At 28.8% G+C, this 21,054-nt stretch carries 21 protein-coding genes; 6 read left to right on the top strand and 15 right to left on the bottom strand.

The features are described 5' to 3' along the window. Positions 1 to 408: 408 nt before the first annotated feature. From JK634_RS03050 to JK634_RS03040, 3 genes are all read left to right on the top strand, one after another. Positions 409 to 1,101: a DUF1700 domain-containing protein gene (locus JK634_RS03050; protein WP_238886050.1), complete on the top strand. Its 693-nt coding sequence runs from the start codon at positions 409 to 411 to the stop codon at positions 1,099 to 1,101. An 11-nt stretch (positions 1,102 to 1,112) separates the two neighbouring features. After that, positions 1,113 to 2,039, top strand: a complete 927-nt coding sequence (locus JK634_RS03045) for a DUF4097 family beta strand repeat-containing protein (protein ID WP_202766147.1) — start codon at positions 1,113 to 1,115, stop codon at positions 2,037 to 2,039. 143 nt (positions 2,040 to 2,182) lie between these two features. Beyond that, positions 2,183 to 3,460 (top strand): alkaline phosphatase family protein, encoded by a 1,278-nt coding sequence (locus tag JK634_RS03040; RefSeq protein ID WP_202766146.1) that lies wholly within the window; start codon positions 2,183 to 2,185, stop codon positions 3,458 to 3,460. 51 nt (positions 3,461 to 3,511) lie between these two features. Here the strand turns inward: JK634_RS03040 and rluF are convergent, their stop codons facing one another. From rluF to JK634_RS03025, 3 genes are read right to left on the bottom strand one after another with little or no spacing between them, the layout of a single operon-like run. Continuing rightward, on the bottom strand, positions 3,512 to 4,327 hold the full coding sequence (gene rluF / locus JK634_RS03035) for a 23S rRNA pseudouridine(2604) synthase RluF (RefSeq protein ID WP_243425546.1): 816 nt from the start codon (positions 4,325 to 4,327) through the stop codon (positions 3,512 to 3,514). After that, positions 4,272 to 5,324, bottom strand: coding sequence for an anti-sigma factor domain-containing protein (locus tag JK634_RS03030; RefSeq protein ID WP_202766145.1), 1,053 nt, complete (start codon positions 5,322 to 5,324; stop codon positions 4,272 to 4,274). The genes rluF and JK634_RS03030 overlap by 56 nt, the downstream gene beginning before the upstream one ends. 36 nt (positions 5,325 to 5,360) lie before the next feature. After that, positions 5,361 to 5,972 (bottom strand): class D sortase, encoded by a 612-nt coding sequence (locus JK634_RS03025; protein WP_238886020.1) that lies wholly within the window; start codon positions 5,970 to 5,972, stop codon positions 5,361 to 5,363. 373 nt (positions 5,973 to 6,345) lie between these two features. Here JK634_RS03025 and ispF point away from each other — a divergent pair, with 373 nt between their 5' ends. Further along, complete coding sequence (ispF, locus tag JK634_RS03020; protein ID WP_202766144.1) at positions 6,346 to 6,813, top strand: 2-C-methyl-D-erythritol 2,4-cyclodiphosphate synthase; 468 nt, start codon at positions 6,346 to 6,348, stop codon at positions 6,811 to 6,813. Positions 6,814 to 6,858: 45 nt separating this feature from the next. Here ispF and JK634_RS03015 read toward each other — a convergent pair whose 3' ends face one another. Continuing rightward, on the bottom strand, positions 6,859 to 7,344 hold the full coding sequence (locus tag JK634_RS03015; RefSeq protein WP_202766143.1) for a hypothetical protein: 486 nt from the start codon (positions 7,342 to 7,344) through the stop codon (positions 6,859 to 6,861). Between the two features lie 287 nt (positions 7,345 to 7,631). On the opposite strand from JK634_RS03015, the gene JK634_RS03010 reads away from it, so the two are divergent. Continuing rightward, on the top strand, positions 7,632 to 8,219 hold the full coding sequence (locus tag JK634_RS03010; RefSeq protein ID WP_202766142.1) for a flavin reductase family protein: 588 nt from the start codon (positions 7,632 to 7,634) through the stop codon (positions 8,217 to 8,219). A gap of 21 nt (positions 8,220 to 8,240) precedes the next feature. On the opposite strand, the gene JK634_RS03005 is transcribed toward JK634_RS03010, so the two are convergent. After that, positions 8,241 to 8,681 carry a hypothetical protein gene (locus JK634_RS03005; protein ID WP_202766141.1) on the bottom strand — a complete coding sequence of 147 codons (441 nt, stop codon included), beginning with the start codon at positions 8,679 to 8,681 and terminating at the stop codon, positions 8,241 to 8,243. Positions 8,682 to 8,834: 153 nt separating this feature from the next. On the opposite strand from JK634_RS03005, the gene JK634_RS03000 reads away from it, so the two are divergent. Beyond that, positions 8,835 to 9,821 (top strand): Gfo/Idh/MocA family protein, encoded by a 987-nt coding sequence (locus JK634_RS03000; RefSeq protein WP_202766140.1) that lies wholly within the window; start codon positions 8,835 to 8,837, stop codon positions 9,819 to 9,821. A 43-nt stretch (positions 9,822 to 9,864) separates the two neighbouring features. Here JK634_RS03000 and JK634_RS02995 read toward each other — a convergent pair whose 3' ends face one another. The 10 genes from JK634_RS02995 to JK634_RS02950 all read right to left on the bottom strand — a co-directional run bounded on the left by JK634_RS02995 (position 9,865) and on the right by JK634_RS02950 (position 20,966). Beyond that, entirely contained in the window at positions 9,865 to 10,656 is a 792-nt protein-coding gene (locus JK634_RS02995) for a Cof-type HAD-IIB family hydrolase (protein WP_202766139.1), read from the bottom strand. Between the two features lie 194 nt (positions 10,657 to 10,850). Continuing rightward, the gene (locus JK634_RS02990; protein WP_202766138.1) at positions 10,851 to 12,116 is read right to left on the bottom strand and encodes an Nramp family divalent metal transporter; all 1,266 of its coding nucleotides are present in this window, start codon (positions 12,114 to 12,116) and stop codon (positions 10,851 to 10,853) included. 85 nt (positions 12,117 to 12,201) lie between these two features. Further along, entirely contained in the window at positions 12,202 to 13,263 is a 1,062-nt protein-coding gene (locus tag JK634_RS02985; RefSeq protein WP_202766137.1) for an ADP-ribosylglycohydrolase family protein, read from the bottom strand. Positions 13,264 to 13,276: 13 nt separating this feature from the next. Further along, positions 13,277 to 13,753 (bottom strand): Cys-tRNA(Pro) deacylase, encoded by a 477-nt coding sequence (gene ybaK / locus JK634_RS02980; RefSeq protein ID WP_202766136.1) that lies wholly within the window; start codon positions 13,751 to 13,753, stop codon positions 13,277 to 13,279. 91 nt (positions 13,754 to 13,844) lie between these two features. After that, positions 13,845 to 14,258, bottom strand: a complete 414-nt coding sequence (locus JK634_RS02975) for a DUF3785 family protein (RefSeq protein ID WP_202766135.1) — start codon at positions 14,256 to 14,258, stop codon at positions 13,845 to 13,847. Between the two features lie 75 nt (positions 14,259 to 14,333). After that, the gene (locus JK634_RS02970) at positions 14,334 to 15,284 is read right to left on the bottom strand and encodes a sensor domain-containing diguanylate cyclase (RefSeq protein WP_202766134.1); all 951 of its coding nucleotides are present in this window, start codon (positions 15,282 to 15,284) and stop codon (positions 14,334 to 14,336) included. Between the two features lie 157 nt (positions 15,285 to 15,441). Further along, positions 15,442 to 16,728: an ATP-binding protein gene (locus JK634_RS02965; RefSeq protein ID WP_202766133.1), complete on the bottom strand. Its 1,287-nt coding sequence runs from the start codon at positions 16,726 to 16,728 to the stop codon at positions 15,442 to 15,444. A 25-nt stretch (positions 16,729 to 16,753) separates the two neighbouring features. Then, positions 16,754 to 17,584, bottom strand: a complete 831-nt coding sequence (locus JK634_RS02960) for an aldo/keto reductase (RefSeq protein ID WP_202766132.1) — start codon at positions 17,582 to 17,584, stop codon at positions 16,754 to 16,756. 61 nt (positions 17,585 to 17,645) lie between these two features. Continuing rightward, the gene (gene recQ / locus JK634_RS02955) at positions 17,646 to 20,081 is read right to left on the bottom strand and encodes a DNA helicase RecQ (RefSeq protein WP_207753580.1); all 2,436 of its coding nucleotides are present in this window, start codon (positions 20,079 to 20,081) and stop codon (positions 17,646 to 17,648) included. 99 nt (positions 20,082 to 20,180) lie between these two features. Next, on the bottom strand, positions 20,181 to 20,966 hold the full coding sequence (locus tag JK634_RS02950) for a nitroreductase family protein (RefSeq protein WP_202766131.1): 786 nt from the start codon (positions 20,964 to 20,966) through the stop codon (positions 20,181 to 20,183). Positions 20,967 to 21,054 lie beyond the last annotated feature (88 nt).

The raw sequence follows: 21,054 nt of genomic DNA, 5'->3' as shown, positions 1-21,054 counted from the left end.
TTCGTCCTGAGCCAGGATCAAACTCTCAATTTGAAAGCTTAATCTAACTCAAAAGATTACGTTGACTTAAGTTTATTTCTAAATCTTACTTCATTTCCTCTGTTTAATTTTCAAAGAACATAATATCACCTCTTGGCGACTTATTTATCTTAACATCATTTCAATCCTTTGTCAACACTTTAATATAATATAAATTTTCCTAGTAAGTTATGTGTATTTATATACACTATTTATTTCAATAGTACACAATAAAACTTATACCCTCCAACTAGTGCTTAATTTTTTATAATCTTAACTTAAGAAATCTTAGTAGCTTCTTAAGTTTTCCTTAATATGCTTTCTAGCTTATTGAAAAGACTTAGACTACATCATACAATGCAAGTATAAACAAAAAGGAGGTATCGTTACATGTTTCGAAAAGAATTTATTAACATTCTTATAAATGGTCTTATTGATTTACCTAAAGAGAAAAGAGATGAAATAATTTCAGAATATCAAGAGCATTTTGATATAGAACTAGCAAATGGTAAAACAGAACAAGCTATTATTAATGAACTAGGAAATCCCTATTCAATTATTGATAGATATTTAGGAAATACATCTGGCTCATATTCAAAAACAAATCAATCATATGAAACAAAAGATTATAATTACGTAATTGTTGAAAATAGTCAACCTAATAATGAAAGAACAAATTTCAACTCTGAATATAATAATTACAACGCTAACCCAATTAATACAAACAAAAAAGAAAAGTCAGTTTTTTTAATAATAATTTTACTAATTGGATTGTTAATTGTCTCTCCTGGATTATTTGGTGGCATAATAGCAATAATTGCAACTTTGTTCGCAGGAATAATAGGATCACTAGCATTAACTTTTGGTAGTATCTTTTTACTTTTCGGGAAACTCTTCAACAACGGACATTTACGAGATATTATGGGGCCAACGTTAGATCAAATACCATTTATCTCAACAATATTTTTCTTAATAGGTAATATTTCTTTAACAATTCTATCTATTATAATTGTAAGTCAACTATTTAAGTTCTCTTGGAAGCTTATTAAGAGGTTCTTTAAATGGCTAAAAACCCATCTATAGGAGGTGCTAATATGAGAAAAAAATTTAATTTATTTATTCTATCTATGATTCTAGTTTTAATATGTGTTGTAAGCTATACCGGAATGTTTGTAAGTTTATTGGCATCTAATATTAACTTAAGAGATCTTTCTAAAATTAGCTCAAATGTTGAAATTTTCTTTGATGGTAATTATAAATACAAATACAATATAAACTCTTCGGAATCTTACCCTCTTAATGATATAGACACTGTTAATTTGAAATTTTTAAGCGGAGCAATAAATTTTGAATATTGGGACAAAAATGAAATTTCTATCACTGCTAATGGTGATGTAAGATCAAGTTCTTCAATCGATGATATTAAAATAAAGAAAGAAATATCAGGCAAAAGCATTTCTTTCTCACTATTTAATTCAAACAACTCTTTTTTAGATTATATATTTTCTAAGGATTTATCAGTAACTGTTAAACTACCTAAAGGGTATAACAAAAATTTAAATATTACATCAACATCATCTAATATAACCATGGAAAATAATGATTTTTCCTCTCTTGATATTAAAGTTACATCAGGAGATATAAATATAACAAATTCTAAAATCAATTCACTTTCTATAGTTTCAACATCTGGAGATATGTTTCTAAATAACATAGCTTCTCAATCTAGTACTCTTAAGGATGTTTCAGGAGGCATTAGTGCAATTAACTTTTCTGGTGATATAGATTGTAAAACTGTTTCTGGTAATATAAATATAGATTACAGTAAGCTAAATCCTAACAATAAAATTAGTACAACTTCAGGAGATACCACATTGTCCATACCTTCCACAGAGACATTTAATCTGGAGCAATCATCTATTAGTGGAGATGTTCAAAACAACTTTACTTCCAGTGGCATTTCAAATAATAAAATAAAGTTCAGTTCTACTTCTGGAAATCTAAATATAAGACAAAAATAAGAACTATAGTTACTGAAAGGAAATGGATAATATCCATTTCCTTTTTTTATAAAGTTAACAATTCTATATACTATGCATACATATTTTATATAACAATTTTGATATAATATATTTCTAAGAGATATTTATAGAGGTGTATAACTATGAAATCAAAATATTTATTATTGCTTTCTTTTGATGCCGTAGACAAAAGAGATTTTGAAATTCTTAAAACATTACCTAACTTCTCAAGCCTAATTAAATCCGGCTCCTATTCTAATAGTGTTGAAACAATTTATCCTTCTTTGACATATCCAGCGCACACATCAATCATTACCGGTAAGCTGCCTAAAAATCACGGTATAATAAATAATATACTAATTCAACCAAATAGATTTCTTTCTTCTGATTGGTTTTGGGAAAGAAAACATATAAAAGGAACTACCCTTTTTGATATTGCAAAAAGCAAAGGACTAAAAACAGCTGCACTACTTTGGCCAATAACAGGCAAAGCCGTTATAGACTACAACATTCCAGAAATATTTCCAAATAGACCTTGGCAAAATCAGATTATGGTATCCTTACTAAATGGCAGTAAGTTCTTTCTATATAGTATGAATAAAAAGTTTGGTCACCTAAGAAATGGCATTCTTCAACCAAATCTCGATAATTTCACCCTGTCCTCATTAATATATTTATTAGAAACAAAGACCCCAGAATTTATAGCAGTACATTTTACTGATGTAGATTCTCAAAGACATGATCACGGCTATTCTTCTAAAGAGGCTTATGATGCGCTAAAAAGACATGATAATAGATTAGGAAAAATTATCGATACATTAAAAAAACTTAATATTTTTGAAGAAACTACATTAGTAGCTTTAGGAGACCATAGTTTTCTTGATGCAAAGTATGTAGTGAAAATTAATAATCTGTTTTTAAAACACAATTTTTTAGAATTAAGTTCTAAGAATAAAATAAAGCATACAGTTGCCTATTGTAACTATTGTGATGGTTCAGCTTATATATATCTTAAAGATAAATCAAAACAAGAAGAAATATATAAATTATTAACTAAATTCTCTGATGAAAATAATAACTGTATTGAAAAAATATATTCAGGTAAAGAAGCTTCTGATTTAGGTGCTGACCCCGATTGCGATTTTATGTTAGAAGCAAAACAAGGCTATTACTTTGTTAATGATATTGATGGTAAAATAATTGAAGATGCTAAAGGTAAGTATCATGTTGCAACTCATGGTTATTCTCCTAAAATTCAAGATTATCAAACCTTTTTCATAGTAAAAGGCCCAGATATTAGAGAAAATTACTCAATTGGGTTTATGAGTTTACTGTCTGAAGGACCTACCTTAGCAAAAATACTCGAAGGAGCTTTAGAAACTCCTGATGGACTTCCTTTAAATGATATATTTAGACCTTAATATTAAAAAGGCTGGAGATTAAACAAATCTCTAGCCTTTTTAATATCATGATTATTCTATTGCTTTCTTGGAAAAAGATATTAATTTATTAATTTCCTTAAGCTCGTCATCTTCTAAGTATCTCCACTCACCTATATTTAAACTTCCTAAATGAACATTCATAATTCTTATTCTCTCTAGCTTTTTCACCTCATAACCTAAAGCCTGGCACATTCTTCTTATCTGCCTATTTAGTCCTTGTGTAAGAATAATTCTAAAAACATAATTACTTTCCTTTTTAACAAAACACTTTTTTGTTACAGTACCTAGAATTCTAACTCCAGAGGACATTTTTTCTATAAAACCTTGAGTTATATTCTTATCGACAGTTACCAAATATTCTTTCTCATGATTGTTTCCTGCTCTAAGTATTTTATTTACTATGTCTCCATCATTAGTTAATAAGATTAATCCTTGTGAATCTTTATCTAGCCTTCCAATTGGAAATATCCTTTCCTTATGTCCTATAAAGTCCACAATATTTCCTTTTATTTTATGTTCAGTAGTAGAGGTTACTCCCACCGGTTTATTCAAGGCTAGGTAAATGAGTTTTCTACCTTTGCTTATTATCTTATTTTCAATTTTCACTTCTTGTCCTGTGCTGACTTTTGTACCCATTACAGCTTTAACACCATCTACATATACTTTTCCAAGAGTAATTAACTTATCTGCCTCTCGTCTTGAACAGAAGCCTGAATCACTTATGTACTTATTTAATCTAACCTCTAATTTAGAATCTAGGTGCTTAATTATGTTTGATGAATTTTGGCTACTATTTTGTTGCTTCTTGGCCTTTATTTTGTCCGCCGTCATCTTGTGATTTTTCATTTACAACTGATTCCCTTCTATTTTTAAGTTCATATCCAGCATTATTAATTACAACATCTAATTTATTATCTGTAAAATATTTTTGACTTTTACTTAATTTTTCATACTCGATAGGCTCTCCATTAACGAATATAGTGATTGTATCATCAGGCACCATTTTCTTTTCCTTTGCCAATTTAAAAATATTAATAATTGCATTATCTATATTTTCATTCTGTATATCTCCTGTATCTAACAATTCCGCACCTTTTTCAGTTGGCGAATAACAATATACAACTCTCCCTAAAGAATTAATCTCTAGCTTTATTTGAGATGTAGTATTTATAACCAAAATAGAAGTTACTTTATTATATTTATACATAAATACAGAAACTCCTATTATTAGTAAGACTGCTGCAATACCCAATTGCTTCCAATAACTTCTTATACTTTTTCTTTCTTTTCCTTTTATTTCGTCTCCTAACCTACATTCTTCCTGCAAACTAATTTTTTTAAATATACCATCGTAGGATAGAACTATTGCGCTTTTTTTGCTTTTCTTAAGTACTATACCAGTAAAAACATTTAAATTAATAACCTTAGGCACCTCTTCTACCTGTTCTTTTATAATAACATTAAAATAGTCCTGAATTAATTTATAATTCGGATTTGATATTATGATTACATATGCAGTTATAAGTTCGTTCCATATCTCTAAAAATGTCCTTGAAGTTCCTAACTTTCTACATATCTTAGAGTATGGCAGTTCTCTTTTCTTTGCAAACGAATCATATAATTCTGGATCACCAGCAATATCATATGCAATATTTAATGCTGTATTTCTTATATGATTCTTTAAATTCATATTTGCTAAGGTTGTGAGTTTAACATTATATAAAGATAATTCCTTTACCAGCAAGAAAACCTGTTTACCTCTTACCTTATCATCTTCAATATTTATAACTCTCAGTTTTGGTTCTTTTGAGAATTTATACTTCTCTATATAAACTTCATTCATATTACTATTCACCTCTGATTAAAACATTTATCAAAATCATTCGCTAAGCACACCTTTGATAATTAATCTCTTTTTCGCACCCTCTGTACAAGTTACTAGAGTAATTGTTGCATCCTTTGTAGCATCTAATACTTTTACATCAGTAGGATCAACTACAAAACTATCTGTTACCTTGTAATTAATCTCTTTTTCCTTTGTCTTTACAATTATATCATCGCCGATTTTAAGCTTGTCTAAATCCTTAAAGTATTCAGCATAGGTAAAATTTCTATGTCCAGCCAAAGCAAAGTTACCTTTTTCACCTGCCATTGCGGTATTAGGGAAGTGACCAATTGCATAATCAAGCACTTTGTCATCTACTCCTTCTCCTACAGCTACATCAAGATTTATTTTTTGAATTTTTAAAATTGCTATTGGAACAATATCTGATTTATTATTTACATCATTATTCGAATCAGTTATTTTTTTATTATCTTGATTCAATACTTGATTAAATGTATCCTTTAACTTTTGTTGTTCTTTGTATATTGTATACTTGGTATAAGCAACCCAAGAAAATATACCTATTCCTATGATTATTAGTAGAATCCCAACAAATTTTCTAATATTATTTTTCATAGCATCATCCCACTTCTTATCAAAAATCATATAATATATTATATCATAGACTTTCTTTATTTATATGAGTAAAATTTTTAACAAAGTTTTATAAATCTATAATATTTTATCTCTTTTATGTTATAATAAGAATATAAGAAAACGTATCCAAGAGGTGATTATTATGAAAGGTAAAGTTATCTACGTAGATTTTACACAAAAACATCAAAAATATACCTCTCGAAAACTAAGTTTATTTAAACGACTATTATACTTTATAAGGAGCAAATTCACACTAAGAAAATCAACCGAATCATCAATTAACACAACTCGATCATTTAAAAGAATTTTATAATTTCAATACACAGCCTTAATATTTTTTATAATATATGCTAAAATTATAAAAAATACTTGAGGTGATTATATGAGAGTTGGTATTGGATATGATGTCCATACTTTAGTAGAAAACAGAAGTTTAATATTAGGTGGAGTAAATATACCTTATGAAAAAGGGTTATTAGGTCATTCAGATGCAGATGTTCTTTTACACGCGATAATGGATTCATTACTTGGTGCTGCTGCTTTAGGTGATATTGGAAAACACTTTCCGGATAGTGATCCTCGATTCAAAGATGCTTCCTCTATTAAATTACTTAGTCATGTTGGTAATTTATTAAAGGAAAAAGGTTATTCAATTAATAATATAGATGCTACAATAATAGCTCAAAGACCAAAATTATCTCCATTTATTAATGAGATGAGAGAAAATATAGCTTCAGCATTAAATATTACATTAGAGGATATCAATATTAAGGCAACCACAGAAGAAGGATTGGGTTTTACTGGTTCTGGTGAAGGTATATCCTCACAAAGTATTTGTTCAATAATATAGTGATATTTTTAAAGGGTTAAAAACATTTGTTTTTAACCCTTTATTTTACTCAAGTATATCTAATTTCACATTTTCCATATCTTGAAAAGTTGATGTTATTTGAAACTTTGCATTTTTACCTACAAGCTTTACTCTATATGGACCATTTGCACCATCTATCTTACAACTAACATTTCCAGATGGATTTTCACTAGTAAATGTAATATTTTTTTCGTTATCAACAACTACTAATTTAAGCTCCCCCTCTTGAATCTTGACAGAAAAATTCATTACATATTCTTTAGGAGAACTGAAGGTAATTCTTGCAATTGTATTACTTCCGGAAAAATTAGATGCTTTAAACGAATAGTTATTATTTCTGCTTTTCTTAATTGAATTACTCATATAGTAGGTGTCTTCATCACTTACTATTTTGTCATTATTATAATATACTTTATTTGCTTCCTCATTTATTTTTCCACAACCGTTTAAATTAATTATTAGCATACACCCACATGCTATTATGAGTACTATTTTTCTATAAATCTTCATCATTTTTCCTCCTTTAAGAATACAATATTATTATATATCATTTTCCATATATTGACTCTTAAAAAATTCTTAATATATTGTTATTATCAGCAGAAAACCAAAAATATAAAAATAATTTATTGAGTATATTGATATCTTTATCCTGTTCTCTTCCTTATTATTCTCAAAATAATCTTTCTTTATCATATATGTATGATATCAAACTAAACTCCTTTCTTTATCTTTACCAAAATGATATAATTATAGAGTTTTAACATAATAATATTCACCGCAAAGGAGAGAATTTCATGCAAAAAAAAGATTTTAAAGGAAGTGTTTTTCTAAATCCAGTTCCTGTAGTTTTAATTACATCAAAAAGTAAAGATGGAAAAGTTAATGTTTTTACTGTGGGTTGGACTGGTACTATATGCACAAAACCGCCTATGCTCTCCATTTCTGTTAGACCTGAAAGACTTTCCTATGAGTATATTAAAGAAACAATGGAGTTTACTGTTAACATACCTAATGCATCAATGACAAGAGCAGTTGATTATTGTGGAGTTAAGTCCGGAAAAAATGTTGATAAAATAAAAGAACTTGGATTTACATTAAAAGATGGAGATAATGTTGCTGTTCCATATATTGATGAATGTCCAATTAACATAGAATGTAGAGTTAAAGACATAATAGAATTAGGAACCCATCATATGTTTATTGCCGATGTCTTGGGCTCACACTTAGATGAATCCTTAATTGATAGTAACGGAAAAATTCATTTTGAAGAAGGAAACTTAATATCATATTGCCATGGCGAATATTATCCTCTTCCGAAGAAGTCCCTTGGCACCTTTGGATTCTCAGTTATGAAAAAGAAAAAGAAAAAAAGAGCAAAATAATATTTTGCTCTTTAGATATTTCTAAGAAACTAATCTCTCAGCATATTCTTTTATTAATTTAATCTTACTTTCATAATCTACTACTGTAAAATCGTACACGCTTTTAATATTTCTAAAGAAATCAACAAATGCTAGCATTCTTGAAAAAGATATATTAAAATCGTGAGCTAGTTCCTTTAAGAACACCTCTTCCTTATGCTCAAATTCTCCATCCACCAAAGCTAAACCAATCAATTCAAAAAAAACTATTTTCTTTATTCTATCTGTTGATGAGTTAAATACGTCTTTAATTTCTTCTAAACTTTGTTTTTCTATATCCTGATCCCTTAATGTAAGCTCATCTATGTATTCTTCTATAAGTTTTTCTTCTTCCTTAGCAAAAATTTCATCTAAATTAGCTAATTCTCTTACCAAATTAACAAAAGCTTTTGACTCTATTATATTTAGTTCATTTAAAAACATACAAACCCCTCCATTATTATCTAAATTTAAAATTAGTCTATATATAATTATAGTATCATGCTGGCAAATATAAGTAAAAACTTTTATTAAATATTTTTCATTTTATATTGTTATGATGTTATGATAAAATAATACAAAAAAGGAGGAATAAATATGGTTAGATTTGGTGTAGTTGGAACCAATTGGATTACAGAAGCTTTTATTAAAGGTGCTTCATTAAATAAAGATTTTAAGCTTACTGCGGTATATTCCAGAAGCTATGAAAAAGGAAAAGAATTTGCTGATAAATATTCAGTTGATAACATATTTACTGATATTAATAAAATGGCTGCAAGCAATGTAATTGATGCTGTTTACATAGCTAGTCCCAATTCTTTTCATGCTCCTCAAGCAATAATATTTTTAAATAATAAAAAACATGTTATTTCTGAGAAAGCATTTGCTTCAAATGAAAAAGAAGCATTAGCAATGATAAATGCTGCAAATGAAAATAACGTTCTTCTTATGGAGGCAATGAAAATTACTCTTTTACCTGGCTTTGAAGCAATAAAAGCAAATCTTTCAAAGATTGGTACTGTAAGGAGGTTTACTTTTTCCTATTGTCAATATTCATCAAGATATGATAAATATAAGCAAGGGGAGATATTAAATGCATTTGATCCTAAGTTTTCAAATGGTTCTTTGATGGATATAGGTGTATATTGTATTCATCCAATGATTCACCTATTTGGAACGCCAAAAAATATTAAGGCAAGCGGACTAATTTTCCACAATGGAATTGATGGTGAGGGAAGCTTAATTGCTGAATATGATGGTATGGACGGTATATTAACATATTCAAAAATAAGTAATTCTTATATTCCTTCAGAGATTCAAGGCGAAAAAGGAAGTATATTAATTAATACAATTACAACTCAAAAATCAATTAAAATTATCTACAACAATGGTGAAACAGAAGATATTTCTGTCCCTCAAATTGAAGATGATATGTATTATGAAGCTAATGAATTCATCCGTTTAATTAATGAGAATAAACTTGAATCCTCAATAAACTCTCATAACCGTTCATTAGGGGCTATAAGAGTTACAGAAAACGTAAGAAAGCAAATTGGTTTGGTCTTTCCTGCAGATAATTTATAGTTTATGTAAAAAGGTCCAAGTAACTACTTGGACCTTTTTTATACTAATAATTTATATTTAATATATCACTAATACATTCATGTACATGGTTAACATGATTATTTGCTCTACCTCTTACTATTTCTTCTGCATGATGGAATGTATAACTATTATCAGTTATTTCAAACATTGACAAATCATTTAGTGAATCTCCAATTGCATATAGATCTCCGAAATCTTCGTCTACATTATCTATTATCTGTCTAAGCCCCATACCTTTGGAGCATCCTTTAGGTGCAATATCTAAGAAGAATTGATTTCTAAACACCTCTAAATGTTCCCCATATTTTTTTTGAAGCTTCTCACGAATTCGCTCTGCATCTTCTGCTGATTTGTTTTTGGGGAAAACACTGATTATTTGATATTTTCTATCTGTATCATCTACTTCTTCTCTGGTAATTATTTTTGATGCATATTCTCCAATATTAAATTCTTTCTCTTCTATATAATGCCCTTCTACTAAATATGTATCTTGTCCATCATCAAAGTATAAACATAAATCATCATTATCTAAGAATTCAGTTATCATTTCCAGAGCTACTTCACTTTTAATAAAGTTTCTGTATAAAATATTATGGTCACCATCCATAACTATTGATCCATTACATAAGACAAGATAGTCACACTCAACATCATATTTGTCGAAGATAAGTCTAAATCCATGATAAGTTCTACCTGTAGAAACAACAAATTTATGTCCCTTTTCCTTTAATCTCTTTATAGCAATAATATCTTCGTCACTAATTAGTTGATTATTTACCAACGTTCCATCTAAATCACTTGCTAATATTTTCATCAATATCCTCCTAAGTACAACATCTTCACATATAAATTTTAAATCAAAGTTCATAGTTTCACAATCTCTAAAAATGAAAGTAGTAGTAAATTAATTATAGGTTTAAGTTCAACTAATAATTTATTCATGCCTGATATCAAACAAGAATAAATTGAGTTTCCTATAAACCCTATTTACTACTACTAAAGAAATTCTTAGCTTATAGCGCTATATAAAAGCATAATATTTAAAATCGCAACCACTATTCCTATTGCTATTAACAAGAATTTTTCCATTCCCCTATTTTTATATTCTCCCATTACCTTTTGAGATGATGTAAGATATATTTGAGTAAATATAGTAATTGGTAATTGTATGCTTAATAACATTTGAGAATATACTAATCCTTTAAATGGGTCAGTAACAAAGAATATAATAATTGTAGCTAAAACAAGTGTTATTCCTACCCCTATTTTAGTATGCCTATCTTTAATATCATACGGTTCATTAAATATTCCTGAGAATATGCTTCCCCCAGCCATACCTGCTGTTACACTTGAAGATATTCCAGCAAATAATAGTGCTATAGCAAAAATTAATGCTGCAGAATTACCTAAAAGAGGTTGTAGCATAACATGTGCTTCACTTAATTCAGTAACTTGAACATTTTTTGCAAAAAATGTTACTGCTACCAAAATCATTGCACTATTAATTGCCCATCCTATAGTCATTGATACTAAGGTATCCATAAACTCATACTTTAGTTGTTTTTCCATAATATCTTTATCTTGAAGGTTCCATTGTTTACTTTGAATAATTTCCGAATGCAAATATAAATTATGAGGCATTACAACTGCACCAAGCACACTCATTATTATAGGCATAGCATTCTGTGGAAAACTAGGAACAAACCAACCATGAACTGCTTCACCCCAGTTAACATTAACCATTACTACCTCAACTATAAAAGCTAATCCAATGAGTGAAACAAATCCAATTATTATCTTCTCTAATTTTTTATATGAACTTGAGAAGAGCATCCAGCAAACTACTATAAGTGTTAAAATTGCTCCAATCTTAATTGGAATATTAAACAACATATTAAGTGCTATTGCTGCCCCTAAAATTTCTGCCATTGCGGTAGCTACTGAAGCAAAAACTGCTGTCCCTAATATGACTTTGGATAACTTTGAATTCATATATGATGTCACTGCCTCAGAAAGGCATTTCCCAGTTACAATACCTAGATGTGCTGCATTGTGCTGTAATGATATTAACATTATTGTAGATAATGTTACCATCCATAATAATTTATATCCATAAGTTGAACCTGCTGCTAGATTAGATGCCCAATTCCCTGGATCAATAAATCCAACAGTAACTAATAAACCAGGTCCAATATATTTCACAAAGTCCCTTGCCATCAATTGAGGTTTATGTCCTTCTTTTGATAAACTTAATTTGTTAAATAATCTATTCATAATTCTCCCCCTTAATTGATACCAATTATCATTTATATTATACTATTTTATAATAATTTCCCAATTAAGTACATACTTCTAAACATTATTTTCCTGGATATTTATTTCTCCACTTATCACTTTCTTCATAGCCTATATATAAATCTTCAGCCATTTCAGAAATCTGTTCGAATAATTCAATATTTTCTATATAATCATTGGGTATACCGAAAACTCCCAAATAAGCACCTAAAATATTGCCTGTAATCGCTCCTGTACTATCACTATCTCCGTTGTGGTTCACTGCAGCAATTATAGCTTTCTTATAATCATTTTGAAATCTAAGAGCACAATATACTGCAATTGATATAGCTTCCTCTGCAATCCAGCCTTCTCCAATTTCTCTAATAGCCTCATTACTAAGCTCATTTGAATCCACTAATTCCAAGGCTAATTGTATTTTTTCCACACATTCCTCACTATTGGGATATTTCTTTAATAAACTTAAACATTTAAGAACTGCTTCTTTCAAGTCTTCTCCTGATACAATTTGAGATATCAGTGCAGAGAAAAAGCCTGCTGAAAGATAGCCTGAAGGATGCCCATGCGTTAAAGCTGCACATTTACATCCTATATCAAAAGCTTCTTCCATACCATATAGTAATCCTACTGGTGCTACTCTCATAACTCCTCCACACCCTTTGCTACTATTAATTGGCTGATCAATTGTCCCTATTTCTTCTTCTCTTAATGCACTTAAGCAAGTACTTCCTGGAGCTCTCAATTTGCTTAAAGACCAAACTTGAACAAGCCAACTATTATGTAAGATTTTATCTTTTATTTTAGGTAATCTTTCCTGTGTTGATAGCCATCTTAAATATGCATTATGCATAATTGTTGTGAAATCAATATCAGCTTCTGACTCTTCTTCTAAATTTTCTCTTACTTTGTTTCTTAAGAGTCCCTCAGCAGTAAACAATGTCATTTGTGTATCATCTGTTATCTCTGCCTTCCCGAATGCTCCTAAAACTAAATCTTCAATACCATTTTCTCCAAACTTATCTTTAATTTCATCTATACCTAAAAACTCTATTGGCCATCCTAATGCATCTCCGATGGCACCTCCAAGTAAGCAACCTTTAAAATTTTCTAATTCTCTCTTACTCAACTAATACCACCCCTTACACATTTTTAGTCAAATCTTCTAAACTACCTTCGGCTATTAGTAATAAATCGCTAACTAACATTTCTATTTGAAGCCCTATTTTTCCTCCACTAACTATTATATAGTCAATCTCGCTTGCTGATTCATCTATAAATGTTTTGTATTTTTTCTTTTGGCCTATAGGTGAACACCCTCCACGTATATATCCCGTATATTTATTTATATCTTTTACTGCAATCATATCAATTTTTTTCTCTCCAGCAATAATTGCAGCTTTTTTTAAATCTAATTCCTTCTCAACTGGGATAACAAATACATATATTTCTTTTGAAGTTCCCTGAGTTACTAAAGTTTTATATACTTGAATAGGATCTTTTCCTATCTTTTTTGCTACTTCAACACCATCTATCTTATTATCTTTATATTCATAACTAAATACACTATATTTTATTTTATGTGAATCTAATATTCTCATTGCATTTGTTTTACTCATAGTTGTCCCCCGATAATTATAATATATTTATATTATAGCTTATTATTGGGTAAAAGAAAAAACCACCCAAAGGCAGTTTTTATTTATTAATTTACATATCGCATTGTTCTACTTCTATTGTACAGTCTCCACAATTCTTGCATATTATTACACTAACCATGAAGCTATCATCGAATTTTCCTAATCTAAGTAATCTTCCAAATGAATTAGGCTCATAATCTTTTGATATACTACTGCTTACATATTCTCCATTTTTAGTGAATACATAAAAGTGATATTCTAAGTATTCAAAGTATTTCTCTTGAGCATCTTTATTTCCTTGGCATTTTGAACATGATTCAAGATAATACCCTTTATCAAAATTTACTTCTTCTGCTTCGTTTATTAATTTAAAAATATCCTGCAAATTAAAATTTTTGATTGTTTTTTCTTCATCTATAAAAAAATATTCACAATTATCTTCTTTAATTTCATAATTCTTGCCTTCGTATGCGAATTTATACATATTGCTTTCACCTCAAGATTATTATACAATTAATAAACTTTAATTATCAATAAATATTTTAACCTAAAAACTAGATTATATTGCTTTCTTATTATTCTTAATAACATACATGTTCTTGTCTGCTTTTCTAAATAGGGCATCCATATCTCCTAAAGAACTCTCAGTATATGCATAACCTATTGACATATTCATATTTACTTCTTGCTCATGATGATAATTTAATTCGTTGTTTATCTTCTCTATAATTTCTTTTATAAAATTTTGAGATTTCCTTACAATAAGTAACGCAAATTCATCTCCACCAATACGAGATACAATTATATTTTTTGATGAAAATTTATTCAATATATTTGCTGTTTCCTTAATTAAATTATCTCCTTCCATATGTCCGTGGGTATCATTTGTAATCTTCAAGTTATCTAAATCACACACAATAATGGCAGCTCTCGTATTTATATCTCTATTATATTTTTCGCAAGCTCTTAAGAAAAATTCCTTATTGTACAATCCTGTAAAAGAATCATGACATATTTTATATTCCAAACTTTCTTGAAATTTAATTTTATCGTCTATGTTTCTTATTATACCTTGTATTGCAACTAATTGTCCTTTTCTATATATCGGAGTTGCATATTCTTCGAACCATATATATTTACCTTTATCATTTCTCCATCTTTGAACTATAGGTTTATCAAAGTTAATTTCACCACTAATTTTTTTATGTATAGTTTCTATATCATCAGGGTGTATTAATTGTAATGGAATACTAGAATCTGAATAGCAGCTCTTAACTAAATTTTTTCCCAAAATTTTTTCAATTGATGGGCTTAAATATGTAAACTTACCTTCAGGTTTTATTTGATAACAATATATAATATCTTTTGACATTTGTACTAATTTTAAAATTCTCTTTTGTTGATTAATAATTCTCTTAAGTTTTTTATTGCGTTTAGAATTTACCACCATATAATATGAAATTATAAGAGAAGCCCCTGTAGCGCAACCATACAAAAAAAACTCAACCATTCCCTCACCCCATAGAAACTTGATTTAAATATAAATAAATCAGTATATCCTTATCATTATTCAACGTTTACACATAAATTCCTTCTTTTGTAAAAATTTTGACAATGTTTTAATTTAAGCCCTATTAATTTTTTATTTTATCAATAACCTGCGTATACTACTTATCCACTATTTCTCCTTCTAGCCAGTCTACAAATTGTTTTGCTGTTCTTGGAGATCTTCCATTATAACTCATTTCCCATTGTACTGCCTTTCGATGAAGTTCATCTTTTGGTATTGATATTTTTCTTTCTTCAGCCATTTCTTCTACAATTTCTAAATACTCTTTTTGATTTGGAGCTATAAAAGTTACTGTTATACCAAATCTATCTGCTAAAGAAAGTTTCTCTTCCATTGAATCAATCGCATGAATTTCCTCATCTCCACCATGAGTCATACCAGCTCTGTCACTAAACTTTTCTTTAATTAGATGTCTTCTATTTGATGTTGCATAAATTATAACATTTTTAGGTTTGCTCTCTAGTCCACCTTCAAGAATTGCTTTTAAAGCAGTATATGTTTCTTCACTATCCTCAAAAGCTAAATCATCAATAAACAATATAAACTTCTGTGGCAACTCCTTTAGTTTTTTTATTAGCTTAGGAAAAGTATGCAAATAAGGCTTAGGTATTTCAATAATTCTAAGACCCGAATTATAGTATTCATTTAATAATGCTTTTACAGTTGAAGATTTTCCTGTCCCTCTACTTCCATAAAGAAGAATATTATTTGCAGGTAACCCTTTTATAAACGCTATTGTATTATCAACAACTATTTTTCTTTCTCTAGTATATTTTATTAAATTATCTAATCTTACTGGATCTAATGAAACCACACCTTGAAGCTCATTATCTTCCCAAACAAAACCCTTGAATTTCCCAAAAACCCCTACTCCATTTTCTCTATGAAAATTTGCAACATCCTTAACTAAGCTTCCCCAATTATTACCTTCGAAAAATTTCTTAATTATCTCTTTGTAAGTTACATCACCTTTATCACACGAATCTCTATCCCAGCATGAATATTCATATTTTTCTTCACTAAATATTTCTTTAACATCTAAATATGAAAATTCAGATATCTTCCCTAAAATATTTAAATCCTTAGCAGTTGCTTCTAATATATGTCTATCTAAATTAGTATAATCTGTCTTCTGGGCAATTCTACTAAAAGTATTCTCACTGAATAGTATACTCGTTACTATATATTCTTTTAATGATTTACCATGATTTTTTTCCATTAATTCATAGTAAAAATCATTATACATTGATATACAATCAACAAAATCAATATTTTCTCTTTTATAACTACAAACCAATTTAAATAATTTTTTTACCACTGAATCTTCAAGCAACCCTCTATAAATGCTTAATGATTCAAATAACTTTCTATAATCTTTATACATAATAGCCCCCGATTTTTTAATTTATTTAAAATGGAGTTTTATCTGGATCTACTCCTCTTCTTACCCCAGTATTTAATTTATCTATAAACTCTATATCCTCATTTGAGATAGCGAAATCAAATATATTTAGATTACTCTGTATATGCTCTTTATTAGTTGACTTTGGTAAAGGAATATACCCTTTTTCCAAGTGCCATCTTAATACTAACTGTGCAACTGATTTATTATACTTACTTGCTAAGACTTTAAGCCTTTCATCATTAATAGTTTCTCCATGTGCAAATGGATAATAGGCCTCTATTTTAATATCATACTTTTTACAAAATGCAATTATGTCTATTGGTTGGAAAGTTGGATGTAGTTCCACTTGATTAATAGCCGGCACAATATTTGCATTCTTAAGTAGTTCCTCTAAATGATGAACTTTAAAATTACTTACTCCTATTGATTTAATAACTTTTTCATCATATAATCTTTCAAGTGCCTTCCATGTATTTTTATTTACTTCATAAGCTCTTGGCCAATGCAATAAGTATAAATCTAAATAATCTAATTTTAATTTATTCATAGTTTTTTCAAATGCTTTTAGTGCTTCATCGTACCCAAAGTCAGAAACCCATAACTTACTAGTTATAAATATCTCTTCCCTTTTTAAGCCACTTTCTTTAACAGCTACACCAGCACTTTCTTCATTTTCATAAACAGCTGCTGTATCTACATGTCTGTACCCAAAATCCAATGCCTCTCTTACTGCTTCTAGTGTTTGAATTCCATCCGGAATTTTAAATGTTCCAAATCCGATTTGTGGAATAATTACGTCATTATTTAATTTTACTCCTTCATTTTCTACTGACATATCTAACACCTCCATAATTCTCATCACTAAAAAACAACTATAAAATGCAACCTTAATATAATTATACCACTATATACTTTTTTAATATTACTGCTCTTATAGCTTCGTATTTTATTTCATTAGGCAAGTGTTTTTTTAATTGAATTATAGACTTATATCCTAATTTGTCACAGGCATCCATTATTAACTTTTCTTCTACTTCATTAATGAATTTATCTAATTCTAGACCTACTTCAAATTTATTACCTGCCAAAATAAAATCAGTGACGTATCCAAGTATAGTTGAAATTGAGACTTCTACTTCCTTAGAAATATCCTCTATTTCTTTTCCTTCCTTAAGAAAATCTACTGCTATTTCATCTATTTTTCTTTCTTCTCCATCTATTATTGTCTTTTTACTACCTTTATCATACCACTCTACTTCCAACTTCTTCTCTTCAACATAATTGTTAACCAAATCAATTATCTTCTCACCATATAATTCTAATTTTTTATTTCCAATTCCACCTATATCTTTTAGCTTTTCTAATGTATTAGGATATCTCCCGCTTATTTCTTTCAGTGTATTTCTTGATAAGATATATTGAGGTAATTGTCCTTCCTTTTCTGCTAAAGTACCTCTAAGCTTCACTAACTCCAAGTATAACTCTTCGTCAGTTGATATTTTTAAAAATTTCTTTTCTTTGTCATTGCCATCCAGACTCTTAGCTGCTTCTTTTACATAATCCAAAATTTCTTTTATAAACTTCTCTCCATATCTATCATATTTAACTTCTCCCACTCCAGAAATATTAAGCATTTCCTCTTTTGTCTTTGGAATTTTAACACTCATCTCTCTTAAAGTTTCATCACCAAAAACTAAGTATGGGGGTATTTTATTCTCTTGTGCTATTAATCGTCTTAATAATTTTAGCTTATCAAGCAAATTATCATTAATCATTGTTTTTGCTTTGATTTTTACCTCTTTAAAGGTCACATTCTCAGTTCCCTTTAGTACTCTAAATGATTTATCATTTAACTTTATAACGGGGTATGTACCCTCAACAGAATCAATAAATCCATGGGAGATAAGAGTATTAATAAAATTTTTCAACTCATCTTTAGAATAGTTTTTCATAATTCCATATGTAGATAGCTTATTAAATTCTAAATCTAAAATCTTTTTATTATTAGATCCTCTTAGTACATCAATTATTACAGTTGCTCCAAAACTTCTTCTCATTCTATATATACAGGACAACACTTTCTGAGCATCTAGTGTTTTATCTATCAATTCTCCCAAGTTATTACAATTACTACACTTACCACAATCACCTAAATAGTTCTCTCCAAAGTAATTTAATATATATTTCCTATAGCAGCTATTGCTATGCACTAAATCAACAATACTTTGAAGCATTTTATATTGTAATGACTTTCTTTCTGGATTTTCAGTACTCATCTCTATTAAATACTTTTGTGTATGTACATCTCCTGGAGTAAATAGCATTACACATTCACTTTCAAGTCCATCTCTTCCCGCTCTTCCGATTTCTTGGTAATATCCTTCTATATTTTTAGGCATATTATAATGAATTACATATCTAATATTGGGTTTATCTATTCCCATCCCAAAAGCATTAGTTGCTACCATTATATCTATCTTGTCATAAATAAACTTTTCTTGATTTTCCGCTCTCTCTACATCACTCATACCAGCATGATACCTACCAGCATTAAAGCCATTCACTAATAATAATTCAAATATTGAATCCACTTCTTTTCTTGTTGCTGCATATATAATACCAGATACATCCTTGTTAGCTTTTAAATATTCAAGTAAATATTTGTTTTTTGGTGCAGCTTTTACTATATCTATCTTTAAATTTTCTCTATCAAACCCCGATATAAATATTTCAGGATTATTTAACCTTAACAATTTTATTATATCTTCTCTTACTTCCTCAGTAGCTGTAGCAGTAAATGAAGTTATTACAGGTCTTCTTTGAAGCATATCTATAAATGAGGATATTCTTCTATAACTGCTTCTAAAATCATGTCCCCATTGAGATACGCAATGTGCTTCATCAATTGCAATTTGAGAAATATTTTTCTGTGAAATTACTGAAATAAACTCATATGATTCAAGTCTTTCAGGTGCTACATAAATTATCTTATACTCATCATTTTTTACTTCTTCAATTGCTTTATTAAATTCCTTTGAACTTAAGGAACTATTTATATATAAGGCATTAATTCCATTTTCTTTTAGTGAATCCACCTGATCCTTCATTAGAGAAATTAATGGAGATATAACAATCGTAATTCCCTCAAGCAAAAGGGCAGGAACTTGATAGCATATTGATTTCCCTCCACCTGTAGGCATTATAGATACAACATCATTTCCTTCTATTATTGTGTTTACTATTTCGAGCTGTCCTTTTCTAAAACTTTTATAACCAAAATACTTTTCTAATACATCTAATGCTTTTACCAAAATCTGCTTCACCTCAAACATAATTACTCTATTAAATAATTATAGACTAATTTCATAAAATAGTTGTTCTAAAAAGAAAAAAATCACATGACAAAATCATATGATTTTCTATACTTATTCTTATAACATAACCGAAGTTATGTATTTTAAATTCTTTTTATCTTCAAGCTTTTGATTTTTAATCTCAAAAGTTATATTTCTTTCTTTGCATCCTAGTTCTAAATGCTTTAATGCAATTCCTGAATCTAGCTCACTAAAATGACTTAACCCCTTAGTTAATATATTCCCTTTGTTAGCATATAAATCTATACTATTTTCATTTACATACAGCCTCCAAGGTTGCAAATTGATAGCTGAAGGAGCAACTCTAACTAAATTAAATATCTCTCTAAATTTCTCCTCATAGTTTCCAATAATTATATCCTCTAAAGCTTTTCTTTTAAAGTTTTCAAGTTCTTTTATTTCTAACTCTGGCTCATTTGCTGGATATCCAAAAGCCACTACGATAATTGGTTTTTGATTACTTGGAATTTCCATTATATCTTTTAACAACTCTTTTTTAATGGATCCTCCTATATAGCATGTCCCAATCCCTCTGTCTGCCAATTCTAAAACTATTTGTTCTAGTGTATATCCTATATTCTCGAGGTAGCCTTCTTTCTCTTCAGAAGTAATTACCATATAATGAGGAGCTTCAATCTTTCCATAACTCCCTATTATGCCCTTACTTATTTCTTGTATCTTTATACCTTCTTTAATTAATGTGATTTTCATTTGTATTTCTGAATATAGACTTTGAACATTGTTTACTAAGTTTTCTACATCTCCAAAGTCGCTTTGAGAAATGTTATAAGGTACGTATTTTCTTATTGATTTTCTTTTATAAATAGCTTCAATAATATTCATAATATCACTCCAAAATATAAGTATCAGTTATATTTTATACCTATTATCCTGAATAATCTATACTATTGTATGTATTATAAAAAAATTA

The organism is Clostridium paridis, assembly GCF_016765615.1.
Classification (GTDB): domain Bacteria; phylum Bacillota; class Clostridia; order Clostridiales; family Clostridiaceae; genus Clostridium_T; species Clostridium_T paridis.
This window is presented reverse-complemented; position numbering and strand designations above follow the sequence as displayed.